Source organism: Fusobacterium sp., assembly GCF_019012925.1.
Lineage (GTDB): Bacteria > Fusobacteriota > Fusobacteriia > Fusobacteriales > Fusobacteriaceae > Fusobacterium_A.
Genome location: NZ_JAGIRL010000007.1, coordinates 1 through 11687, shown reverse-complemented (window position 1 = coordinate 11687; position 11687 = coordinate 1). Strand labels below are relative to the sequence as shown.

The following is an 11687-nucleotide window of genomic DNA, read 5'->3' as shown; positions in this document are numbered from 1 at the left end:
GGTGGATTTGGTGGCGGATTCGGTGGTTCGTCTAGAAGAAGTTATGTAGAACCTGGTAGAGATCTGAGATACCAAGTTGAGATTACTCTAGAAGAAGCTGCTACTGGTGTAGAAAAAACTATAAAATATAAGAGAAATGGAAAATGTCCTAGCTGTAATGGTTCAGGTGCTGAAGCTGGAAGTTCTATGAAAACTTGTCCTAAGTGTAATGGTAGAGGATATGTTGAGGTTACTCAAAGAACTATCTTAGGTAACATGGTCAGTCAGTCTGAATGTAGTGAATGTCATGGTAAGGGAGAAATTCCTGAAAAGAAATGTAAAACTTGTGGTGGAACAGGTATTACAAAAGAGACAGTTGAGAAAAAAATAAAAATTCCTGCTGGAATAGAAGATGGACAAAAACTTAGACTTGATGGTATGGGAGAAGCTAGTGAAAATGGTGGGCCAAATGGAGATCTTTACATTGTAATCAGAGTAAAAGATCACGCTATTTTTGAAAGAAGAGGTATGGATATCTATTGTGAAATCCCTATCAAATTCACAACTGCTGCTCTAGGTGGAGAGGTTGAGATCCCTACTCTAAAAGGTAAGAAAAATATGAAAATCCCTGCTGGAACTCAAACTGGTAAGATGTTCAGAATGAGAGGAGAGGGAATACAAGCATTGAGAGGATCTATGGTAGGAGATGAGATCATACAAGTTGTTGTAGAGACTCCAATAGATCTAAACGAAAACCAACAAAAGCTATTGAGAGCCTTTGAAGAGAGTTTAAAAGACAAGAATTATAAAAAACACAAAACTTGGTTAGATAAAGTTAAGTCTTTTTTTAAATAATTTGAAAAATAAGATATTTTGTGCTATACTTAAGGAAAAATAACTTTTACAGGGGGATCACAAATGGAACAATTATTTGGTCAATACAAGGGTCTAATATTTACATTTATCGCTTGGATTGCTATATTTTATTTCCTATTAATACAACCAAACAAGAAAAAACAGAAAAAACAACAGGAAATGTTAGATTCAATTAAAGAAGGTACAGAAGTTTTAACTATTGGTGGAATAAAAGGAACAGTAGTTTCTGTATTAGGAGATTATGTTGAAATAAGAGTGGATAAAGGAGTTAAATTAACTTTTAGAAAATCTGCAATTTCTACAATTTTACAATAATTGGATAGACAGAGGGTGAGATAATTACTTTACCCTCTTTTTTCTTAATGATATGGAGAGATAAATGAAAAAATTATTAATACTATTTTTAATTTTAGGAAATTTTTGTTTGGCAGGAACTATCAGTTCAGTAAGTGAAAAGGGAACTAAACTCTCTTTTCTATTCTCAGGGAGTGCAAAACCAGCCTACCAAATAAGTTATGATTCCTATAATAGATTGATTTTCCTTGAGTTTCCAGGAAGCAATATGTCTACAAAATTAAATGATAAAAACTATACTTCAAAATATGTGGAGGATTTTTCAACTGTTAATTATGATGGATCTGTTGGATTTTTTATTAAATTAAATAAAAATATATCTTATTCAACATCTTTTAGTGGCAATGATTTTATTCTTTCATTCAATGATAAGAGTGGTAAAAAACAGTATACTATAGCTATTGATGCTGGTCACGGTGGTAAAGACTCTGGAGCAGTTGGTTATAAAAAATATTATGAAAAGACAATAGCTCTTTCTGTAGCAAAATATTTAAGAGATGAACTTCAAAAAGATTTTAATGTGGTTATGACAAGAGATAGTGACGTATTTGTAACTTTGGGAAATAGACCTAGAATAGCTAACAAAGCTAAGGCAAATATGTTTGTAAGTGTCCATGTCAACTCTGCTATCAAAAATACTCTATCTGGAGTTGAAGTATTCTATTTCTCTAAAAAATCATCACCTTATGCCGAAAGAATAGCTGCTTTTGAAAATAGTGTTGGTGATAAATATGGAGAGAAAACAAGTAACATTGTACAGATAATGGGTGAACTTGCCTATAAAAAAAATCAAGAGATCTCTATTGGATTTGCAAGGAAAACTTCAGCTGCTCTAGCTAAGGCTATGGGTATGAGAGATAGAGGAATACATGGAGCTAACTTTGCTGTACTTAGAGGATTTAATGGACCTGGTGTTCTTGTAGAGCTAGGATTTATTAACAACAATGCTGATATTAAAAAACTAACAAGTCCTACAACTCAAAAGAGAATGGCTCAAGAGATTGCTAAAATGGTAAGAGAAAATTTCTATTAATGTGAGGTGAAAGATTGAATAAAAAAATAATAGTTGTACTCGGAATAATATGGGGCTTGGTACTTTGTAGCGGTTTTACTTACTATCAATTAAAAAGTTCTAGTAAGAAGATTCATACAATCAATCCTATTGAGAAAAATGATAACCTAAATGAAAAACAAAATTTTGAAAAAGTAACTATCTATACAGTGACTAATAATAATAAATTAGCTACTCATCAAGAGGATATCCCACTATCTCCTAAATTAAGAGATAAAATAAAAAATATAGCTGAAATAAACTTAAAAAATTTACAAGAGCTTAAAGTTTTGACTAGTGAAAAAGTTGAAATTGATAATATCTATATAAAGGGTGACACTGTATTTTTAGATATATCTAATATATCTGAATTGAAAACAGAGAACAGAAAAAATTTACTATCTATCTACTCAATAGTTAATAGTATTACAGAATTAGGAAATATAAGAAAAGTTAAGATTTTAGTAAATGGAAGAGAAGAAACAGGAGTTTTTGCTAATACATATACTAGAAATACAAATATTTAAAATTAACAAGCAGGTAAATGTCAGGTTAAAATTAAAGGAATACTTATCTAAATATGGTATAATTATAATGAGTGCTTAGATAAGTAAAATCTGAAATATTTATCTGCCTTTTTTTATAGGAGGAGAGATGCTAGAAAATTTAAGAGCAATAGTAAAAGAAAGAGTTACAGAAAAAAGATATATACATACCTTAGGTGTTGAAGAAAAAGCAGTTGAACTTAGTAAAAAATATGGTGTAGATGAAACTAAGGTAAGAATAGCTGCTATTTTACATGATATTGCCAAAAGTATGGACATAAATAGAATGGAAGAGATTTGTAAAGCTAATTTTAGTGATGAATTATCTGAAGAGGATATGAGAATCTCTGAGATACTCCACGGTTTTGTTGGTTATCTTATTGCTAAAGATGAGCTTAATATCACTGATGAAGAGATTCTCTCTGCTATTAAATACCACACTATTGGTAAAAAAGGATTATCTCTAGTTGGAAGAATAATATATATAGCTGATGGAATTGAAAAAAATAGAGTCTATCCTGGAGTAGATGAGATTAGAAGGGTTACTGATACAAATTTAGATCAAGGAATTATATTTGAAATTGAGAGAAAAATTACCTATCTTCAAAGTACTGGTGGAAAGATACATAGGAATACTCTTGAGATGAAAGAGTGGCTTGAAGATAGTTTGAATGGAGGTAAAATATGAAAATTGAAAAAGAATTAGAAAAATTAAAAGAGATATTTAAAAATACTAAGGGAAAGGGATTAAAATTAGATGAGATCACAAAATTATTAGGTTGGTCTCCTAAATTCAAAAAAGAGAATAGAGAGATAATTGACAATTGGGTAACTGAAGGAGAGCTTATTAAAAACAATAGAGGTAAGTATAATCTTCCTGAAACTCAAGGGTATATAAAGGGAGTATTCAGTATTATAAAGGATAGATTTGCCTTTGTAGATACTGAAGATGAGGGAATTTTTATCCCTAAAAGCGGATTTAATGGAGCTCTTGATGGAGATACAGTATTTGTAAAACTTACTGCTGGTATGAATGGAGATAGGAAAAAAGAGGGAGAAGTAGTTAGAATTATCAACAGGGATAAAGATATTGTTATTGGTATCTTTCAAAAAAATAAAAATTTCGGATTCGTTACTCCTACTCACTCTTTTGGTAGAGATATCTATATCCCAGCTATCAGAATGAAAAATGCACAACATAATCAATTGGTTGTTGTTAAGATAACTTTCTGGGGTGATGCTGAAAGAAAACCGGAAGGGGAGATTGTTGAGATACTTGGAGATCCATATAACACTGATAACATGATTGAGGCTCTAATTATCAGAGAGGGTATGTCTGAAACTTTCCCTAAAGATGTTATGGAAGAGGCTAAAAAAATACCTACTGAAATTACTAAAAAAGAGTTAGATGGAAGAAGAGATTTGAGAGATTTACCTATTATCACAATAGATGGTGATGATGCTAAAGATCTAGATGATGCTGTATATGTAAAAAAATTAAAAAATGGTAACTACAAATTGATCGTTAGTATTGCTGATGTTTCACACTATATTCCTGAAGGATCAGCTCTAGATAGTGAGGCATACAAAAGAGGTAATTCGGTATATCTAGTAGATAGAGTTCTCCCTATGTTTCCAAAAGAGATCTCCAATGGTATCTGTTCTCTAAATCCTAATGAGGATAAACTTACATTTACTTGTGAAATGGAAATTGATAACAAAGGAAAAGTAGTGGACTCTGACACTTATAAATCTGTTATAAAAACTGCTTACAGAATGACTTATACAAATGTTAATAAGATTATTGCTGGAGATGAAGAGATATTAAAAGAGTATGCACCTATCAAAGATATGGTTATGGATATGTTGGAACTTTCTAAAATTATTAGAGAGATGAAATACAAAAGAGGAAGTATTGATTTTGATATACCTGAAATTAAACTTGTCCTTGATGAAAATAAAAAGGTAGAATATATAAAAAGTAGAGATAGAGGGGAGTCTGAAAGAATAATTGAAGATTTTATGATAGCTGCTAATGAAACTGTTGCAGAGAAACTATTCTGGTTAGAGATACCTTCAGTATATAGAACTCATGAGAAACCTGATATGGAAAGAATTAAAAACTTAAATGAAACTCTTGCTAAATTTAAATATAAAATACACTCACTTGAAGAGATACACCCTAAACAATTCCAAAAAATAATAGAGGACTCAAAAGAGAGAGGAATAAATCTTCTTGTGCATAAGATGATATTGATGGCTCTTAAACAAGCTAAATATACAGTTGAAAACTTTGGACACTTCGGTCTTGCTTCTGGTTATTATACACACTTTACTTCTCCAATCAGAAGATATGCTGACCTTACTGTTCATAGAATTTTAAACTCTGTTTTACATGGTTATCCAAATAAAAAATCTATAATCAAAAATATGGAAGAGCTACCTGTTACTTGCTCACATATCTCAAAAACAGAGAGAGCAGCTATGAAAGTTGAAGATGAAAGTGTAAAAATAAAACTTGTTGAGTATATGATGGATAGAGTTGGTGAAGAATATGAAGCTACAATAGTTGGTTTTAGTAATAAGAGAGTATTCTTTGAAACTGAGGATCATATTGAGTGTTTCTGGGATGTTGTTGCTGCTAAACACTATTATGAATTTGATGATAGAGAGTATGTTATGAGAGATACTGACACTGGAAAATTCTATAGTATTGGAGATAAATATAAGGTTACATTGGTAAGAGCTAGTCTTGCAGAGTTAGAGATTGAGATTGTACCTAATTTTGTTATGGACGAAGGCCTTATTTTAAAATAATATAAATTAATTTAGAAAAAGGTTATATTGATAAAATCAAGAGAAAAACCTCCTTGATATTTAATAATCAAAGGAGGTTTTTTTATATTTTTAAAGAGTTAGAGCTAGTGCACCTAATAAGCCAGCATTTTCACCTAATTTAGGTGCTAGAATATAGTTGTCTATATCTATTAAAATTTCATTTGTTTGAAGATAATCTTTTAATAATAAGACAACTTCTCTTCTTATTTTAGGAAATAATTGTGATTGCTTCATAACTCCGCCACCAAGTATAATTTTTTCCGGTGAAAGAGTAAGAATAAAATTTACTATCCCTTGAGCAATATAAAATGCTTCTATATCCCAAGCAATATGCTCTTCTGAAATATTTTTCCCTTCTTTCCCCCATCTTTCTTTTAATGATGGTCCTGAAGCCAAACCTTCAAAACAGTCAGAATGAAATGGACATTTTCCTTTATATGTATCTTTAGGATGTCTTTTTATTATAATATGACCCATCTCTGGATGAAGCATTCCATGAACTAACTTCCCGTTAACCAAAGCTCCTCCACCTATTCCTGTTCCTACTGTAATATAAACACAATTTTTTATTCCTTTTGCTATTCCCCAAGTAGCTTCACCTAAAGTAGCTGCATTAACATCTGTATCAAAGAAAATGGGAATCTTTAACTCTTTTTCTAAATATCCGATTATATCAAAATCTATCCATTCTAGTTTTGGAGTTTTTTTAATATAACCATAAGTTTTTGAGTTAGGCTTTAAATCTATAGGTCCAAAAGCTCCAACTCCTAATTTATCTATTTTTTTATTTTGAAAAAAATTACAAACTTTTTTTAAGGTAATTTCAGGTGTTTCTGTTGGATAAATTACTTTTTCAAAAATCTCTCCTTTTTCATTCCCTATTCCACAAACAAATTTTGTTCCACCAGCCTCTATTGCTCCAATTCTCATTTTGCTTAGCTCCTTATTAATATAATTTTGCTTTGTCAATACAATTAAATAATTCTAATTTATGTTTTACTATTTTTTTTGCTTCAATTATCGCTTTTGAAAAGATTTCATGTGGTTCCATTGCTTTTTCATTTTCTTTTAAAGTTTCTCTTACTTGCTTAAAAAATACACTTTTTATATCACTTGAAATATTAACTTTACAAATTCCTAATTTTACAGATTCACTTATCTCAACATCAGGATTTGCAGATCCTCCATGTAAAACTAGTGGAATATCAACTAATGATTTTATTTCTTTTAATAGCTCTAAATTTAATTTTGGTGTCATCCATTTAGGATATAATCCATGAGATGTTCCTATAGCCACTGCCAATGTATCTATTCCTGTTCTCTCAACTAATTCTTTTGCTTTTTGAGGATCAGTATATATTATTTCAGCTGCTCCTCCTTCGTGAGACTCCCCTAAATTTCCAATAGTTCCCAATTCAGCCTCAACAGAGACATTTAAAGGCTTTGCAATCTCAACTATTTCTTTAGTTATTTTTATATTTTCTTCAAATGAACAGTGTGAAGCATCAATCATAACAGATGTAAAACCACATCTAATGGCTCTTAATATTTGCTCTTTTGTTCCACCATGATCTAAATGAATAACTGCTGGAACTGAACTTTTCATCGCTCTTTCTTTAACATATTCAATAAATTCATCAGTTAAGTACTCTAATTCTGTAGGATGAATAGCAAGAATAATTGGTGCATTATTTACTTCACATTCTTCAAGAGCAACTTTCAAAAGCTCTGCACTTCCAATATTGTAAGCCCCCACTGCAAACTTCTCTTTTTGAGCAACCTTTAGTAATTCTTTCATATTTAATAACATAGCATAACCTCCATTTATTTAATTATATTTTTAATTTTTTTATAAATTTTCTATTTCAAAATCATCTAAATTCATATCTTCTTCTAAGATCAATTCTCCTTCTTCTTCTGAAGTAGGAACTTTTTTACTGATTGATAAAATCGCTGCCATAATACAGCTTCCTATGGTTAACGCTGCTATAAACCCTAATGGATTTTGAACAAATGGAATGATAAATACTCCTCCCGAAGGTATACTTGATCCTACATTCCATAACATTGATAACCCACCTGCAATCATACCACTTATTGTACTTGCTGCTATAACTCTAAACGGATCTCTTGCAGCTATTGGAATAACTCCTTCTGTGATCATACATAACCCCATTGGAAAAGCAACTTTAGCTCCTTCTATTTCTGCTTTTGTATATTTATGTTTTGTTAAAAGTACTGATAACCCTAATCCTAATGGTGGTACCATTGCTACCATTACCTTTACTGCTTCAGGGCCATATATTCCATTCAAAATTAATCCATCTACGAAAATAGAGGCTGTTTTATTTACTGGTCCTCCAAAATCAAATCCAACCATTCCACCTAAAATAGCTCCTGTTAAAAATTTCCCTTTCCCATCTAAATTAGTTAAAAAATTTAATAAAAATTTTTGAAGAGCTACTATTGGTACACCTACAATAAAATATGCTCCTAATCCACAAATAATAATAGATAATAATGGAAGAAGCATTACTGGAACTAATCCTTCCATTGATTTAGGAACTTTCAAATTCTTTTTTAACCAAAGAACAACGAATCCAACAACAAATCCAAATAAAATTCCACCTAAAAAACCTGCTTTTATCTCATTTGCTAAATATCCTAAGACTAGTCCTGGCGCAATACCTGGTTTATCTGCAATTGAATAAGCTATTGAAGCACAGAAAACAGGAACCAATAAGTTCATTCCATAAACACCTAAATTTACAAGTACATCACTTATTTTTGTCTCAAGTCCAAATCTTGGTATTATTTGTCCAATTGCTATACAAAGTCCTGCTGCTACAACTAATGGTAACATATATGATATTCCTGTCAATAAATGCTTTTTTATTTGTAAGTTTTTCATTTCCTATCCCCCTTAAATTTTATTTAAATACTTTGTTCAAGTTTTTCATATAATTTTACAGTCCCTTTTATTGCTACATTTGTTGGAACCTTTATTACTTTTTTTCCTACAAATCTATCAGTACTAATTTTTATATCCGTAGCTAAAATAACAAAATCAGCATCTTTAATATCTTCAATAGAAAGCTCATTTTCAACTCCCATTGATCCTTGTGTTTCAATATTCACAAAATGCCCTCTTTCTTTTCCAACACTAAGAAGTTTTTTTTGAGCCATAAAAGTATGAGCTAATCCAGCTGTACATGCACAAACTCCTACAATTTTCATAATTACCACTCCTTTTCTAAAATTTCTATAATTTCTTTTTTATTTGTTAACTTTTTTATTTTTTCAATATTTTCTTCTTCTGCTAAATTTCCTGCTATTCTTGAAAGCAATTTTAAATGCGTTTCATTTTTATCTTCTAATCTTACTGCAAATAGAACTACCAAATCAACAAGTGAATCATCCAATGTCTCCCAAAAGATTGCTTTTTTCAACTTTGCAACTACTATCGTTGTCTTTTTAACTCCGCTTGATTTTCCATGTGGTAAAGCTAGTCCATTTTCTATTCCTGTAATTCCTTCAGCCTCTCTCTTGTAAACATCTTCAATAAAAAGTTCCTTATTTATTAATTTATTTGTTTTATTTAATTCTTCTGCCAGTAATTCTATTACTTCTTCTTTTGTATTAGCCTCTAGATTTAAATAAATGTTATTTTCATTAAGTACTTCATTCATAATTATTCACCTTCCATTTTTGTTAATATAATTTTAACATTTTTTTCAAATACTTCAAGATCATTTTTGTTTCAAAATTAATCGAAATATTTTTTTTCAATATATTAAGAACAAAATATTTTCATTTATTTTTGAAATAAATTTTTCAAACTTTAATATAAAAAAATGTTATAATAAACCATATAATATTTTTAATAAGGAGAGTACTATGAGTTTAAATAAAAGACATTTTGATTTACTAAGTTCTATTGAAAAATTTAATACTCTAAGTGATCTGGCTGATTTTTTAAATACTTCAGAGCGAAATATTAGATATCAAATAGAGGAATTAAATTTTGAATTAAAAGAAAGCTATAAAATTCAAATAAATAAACAAAATATTTTATGGAAGGGAGTTTCAAAAAATTATGAAGAAGTTTTTATAGATATTAATAAAATTTATTATTCTTTTTCAACAACTGAAAGAATAGCATTATTTATATATTATTCATTAATTTTAAAAAAAGATATTAATTTAATTGTATACAGTAATCTTTTAGAAGTTTCTAAACCAACTTTAAAAAATGATATGAAGATTCTTCAAGAACAACTTAAAAAAAATAATATATATTTAATACAAAACTCTAATTCGAATTATCTTTTTGAATGTTCTGATTTAGATTTTTGCTTTTTTCTAGTGTCTTTTCTCAATAAATATATAGTATTTAATGAAAATGAATTTAAACCTCGGAAAAAATCCTTTTTCTACTTTTATTTTTTTAAATTATTAAATCCAAATGTTTTATTTAAAATTAATCAATTGGAATTTAATAACTTTAAATTAAATATACCTATTTCTGACGAAGCATTTAATTTATTTGTTTTATTTCTTTGTATTTTAATAACTTATAATCCTAATATTCATTACAAGAATAATATTACTTTTTTTAAAATGTCTTCAGAATTTGATATTATTGATCAAAATTTTAAACATATAAAAACTGATTATAAATTATGGTTATGTGATTTTTTAATTGGAATTTCATACAATTTAAAAAACCCTCTTACTATATTTAAAAATTGGCTGAATATTGAAATGGAAACATATAAAATTATTTTAAAATTTTCAAACTTAAAAAATATAGCTTTAACAGAAGATAAAGTTTTATATGACGAACTCCTTAATCATTTAAAACCTCTACTCTATCGAGCATTAAAAAATTTAAATTTAGGAAATTCTATTTTGAGAGAAGTTGAACATAATTATAAAACTTCACTTGATATTTGTAAAATTATTTTTACTGAATTTGAAAAAAAATTGGATGTAAAAATCTCTGATGATGAAATTGCTTTTGTTGTTTTACTTTTTGAAAGAGCTATTCAAAGAAATGAAAAAAATAAAGCGATTAAAAATGTTGCCATTGTTTGTAATTTTGGTATAAGTACTTCTAGTTTCCTTAAAATGAGAATACATGAACTTTTCAAAATTAATTGTATTAAAACTTATTCATTACAAGAATATCAAACTGCTATTCTAGATAATTTTGATCTTATTATAACTACAATTGATCTTGAAAAAAGAGCAGATAATGTTCCTATAGTAAAAGTAAGCCCAGTTTTAAATAAAACTGATATCGAGCTATTAAAAAACTTTACTTTTGATATTTCAACGATTAATGTAGATAATTTTATTTATGATATTAAAAATTTTTGTGAAAAACTAAATAGTGATAATTTAAAAAATATGTTAATTAATAAATATCCTTCCTTTTTTTATGAGACTAAATTAAGTAAAAATGTAAAATTTATTGAACCATTTTTATTCAAAGAAGTAGATCATATCTCCTCAATTGAAGAAGGTATAAAAATTTGTGCTTCTCCTCTAGTAGAACACAATTATATTGATTCTTCTTACATAACTTCACTAATTGATTCTTCACTAAAAAATAATAACGATAATATTTATATCGGCGAAAAAACAATATTTCCCCATTGTATAAATAATAATAATGTCTATCAAACCAAATTTAGTTTTTTAAAATTAAAAAAATCTATCCGTTTTAAAAATAGAACTTGTAATTTAATTATATGCTTTTGTACTAATGAGAAAAATATTTATCATGATTTTTTATTTAAATTATTTGAAATTTTCGAAAATAAAACTATGGAAAAGAATTTATACTCATTAAATATAGCTGAATATTATAATTACTTTAAAAATTTAAAATAAAAAAGAATGGGGCTGTTGCAAACTGATGGTTTTTAAATATCAGTTGCAACGCCTTTTTCTTTTTTTGCAAAAAAATAGAAATCATTTAATTGATTTCCTAGGTTTTTAATTTCTTAATTTAAATTTTGGCAGCACAAAAAATCATC

At 28.4% G+C, this 11687-nt stretch carries 12 protein-coding genes; 7 read left to right on the top strand and 5 right to left on the bottom strand.

What is annotated here, in order from left to right:
- From QZ286_RS01335 to rnr, 6 genes are all read left to right on the top strand, one after another.
- Nucleotides 1–834 (top strand): DnaJ C-terminal domain-containing protein (locus QZ286_RS01335; RefSeq protein ID WP_291255176.1); only part of this gene is annotated, 834 nt, incomplete at its 5' end.
- A gap of 63 nt (nucleotides 835–897) precedes the next feature.
- Nucleotides 898–1170: a preprotein translocase subunit YajC gene (gene yajC / locus QZ286_RS01330; RefSeq protein WP_291255175.1), complete on the top strand. Its 273-nt coding sequence runs from the start codon at nucleotides 898–900 to the stop codon at nucleotides 1168–1170.
- Nucleotides 1171–1234: 64 nt separating this feature from the next.
- Nucleotides 1235–2242, top strand: coding sequence for an N-acetylmuramoyl-L-alanine amidase (locus QZ286_RS01325; RefSeq protein ID WP_291255174.1), 1008 nt, complete (start codon nucleotides 1235–1237; stop codon nucleotides 2240–2242).
- A 14-nt stretch (nucleotides 2243–2256) separates the two neighbouring features.
- Entirely contained in the window at nucleotides 2257–2787 is a 531-nt protein-coding gene (locus tag QZ286_RS01320; RefSeq protein ID WP_291255173.1) for a GerMN domain-containing protein, read from the top strand.
- Between the two features lie 127 nt (nucleotides 2788–2914).
- Complete coding sequence (gene yqeK / locus QZ286_RS01315; protein ID WP_291255172.1) at nucleotides 2915–3493, top strand: bis(5'-nucleosyl)-tetraphosphatase (symmetrical) YqeK; 579 nt, start codon at nucleotides 2915–2917, stop codon at nucleotides 3491–3493.
- Nucleotides 3490–5622, top strand: a complete 2133-nt coding sequence (rnr, locus tag QZ286_RS01310) for a ribonuclease R (RefSeq protein ID WP_291255171.1) — start codon at nucleotides 3490–3492, stop codon at nucleotides 5620–5622. Before yqeK ends, rnr begins: the two co-directional genes overlap by 4 nt.
- 90 nt (nucleotides 5623–5712) lie before the next feature.
- Here the strand turns inward: rnr and QZ286_RS01305 are convergent, their stop codons facing one another.
- The 5 genes from QZ286_RS01305 to QZ286_RS01285 are packed head-to-tail and all read right to left on the bottom strand — an operon-like array spanning nucleotide 5713 to nucleotide 9332.
- On the bottom strand, nucleotides 5713–6573 hold the full coding sequence (locus QZ286_RS01305; protein ID WP_291255170.1) for an ROK family protein: 861 nt from the start codon (nucleotides 6571–6573) through the stop codon (nucleotides 5713–5715).
- Between the two features lie 16 nt (nucleotides 6574–6589).
- Entirely contained in the window at nucleotides 6590–7453 is an 864-nt protein-coding gene (locus QZ286_RS01300) for a ketose-bisphosphate aldolase (protein ID WP_291255169.1), read from the bottom strand.
- Nucleotides 7454–7492: 39 nt separating this feature from the next.
- Nucleotides 7493–8554: a PTS fructose transporter subunit IIC gene (locus QZ286_RS01295; protein ID WP_291255168.1), complete on the bottom strand. Its 1062-nt coding sequence runs from the start codon at nucleotides 8552–8554 to the stop codon at nucleotides 7493–7495.
- Between the two features lie 23 nt (nucleotides 8555–8577).
- On the bottom strand, nucleotides 8578–8880 hold the full coding sequence (locus tag QZ286_RS01290; protein ID WP_291255167.1) for a PTS fructose transporter subunit IIB: 303 nt from the start codon (nucleotides 8878–8880) through the stop codon (nucleotides 8578–8580).
- Between the two features lie 2 nt (nucleotides 8881–8882).
- A complete protein-coding gene (locus QZ286_RS01285; RefSeq protein ID WP_291255166.1) occupies nucleotides 8883–9332 on the bottom strand; it encodes a PTS sugar transporter subunit IIA in 450 nt (149 codons plus the stop codon).
- Nucleotides 9333–9540: 208 nt separating this feature from the next.
- Between QZ286_RS01285 and QZ286_RS01280 the strand changes: the two genes are divergently transcribed.
- Nucleotides 9541–11541 carry a PRD domain-containing protein gene (locus QZ286_RS01280; protein WP_291255165.1) on the top strand — a complete coding sequence of 667 codons (2001 nt, stop codon included), beginning with the start codon at nucleotides 9541–9543 and terminating at the stop codon, nucleotides 11539–11541.
- The last annotated feature ends 146 nt before the right edge of the window (nucleotides 11542–11687 follow it).

Coding starts and splice junctions, on each gene's coding strand:
- QZ286_RS01325 (WP_291255174.1), top strand. CDS start 1,235: ATGAAAAAATTATTAATACTATTTTTAATTTTAGGAAATTTTTGTTTG.
- QZ286_RS01295 (WP_291255168.1), bottom strand. CDS start 8,554: ATGAAAAACTTACAAATAAAAAAGCATTTATTGACAGGAATATCATAT.
- QZ286_RS01290 (WP_291255167.1), bottom strand. CDS start 8,880: ATGAAAATTGTAGGAGTTTGTGCATGTACAGCTGGATTAGCTCATACT.
- QZ286_RS01300 (WP_291255169.1), bottom strand. CDS start 7,453: ATGTTATTAAATATGAAAGAATTACTAAAGGTTGCTCAAAAAGAGAAG.
- yqeK (WP_291255172.1), top strand. CDS start 2,915: ATGCTAGAAAATTTAAGAGCAATAGTAAAAGAAAGAGTTACAGAAAAA.
- yajC (WP_291255175.1), top strand. CDS start 898: ATGGAACAATTATTTGGTCAATACAAGGGTCTAATATTTACATTTATC.
- rnr (WP_291255171.1), top strand. CDS start 3,490: ATGAAAATTGAAAAAGAATTAGAAAAATTAAAAGAGATATTTAAAAAT.
- QZ286_RS01305 (WP_291255170.1), bottom strand. CDS start 6,573: ATGAGAATTGGAGCAATAGAGGCTGGTGGAACAAAATTTGTTTGTGGA.
- QZ286_RS01285 (WP_291255166.1), bottom strand. CDS start 9,332: ATGAATGAAGTACTTAATGAAAATAACATTTATTTAAATCTAGAGGCT.
- QZ286_RS01280 (WP_291255165.1), top strand. CDS start 9,541: ATGAGTTTAAATAAAAGACATTTTGATTTACTAAGTTCTATTGAAAAA.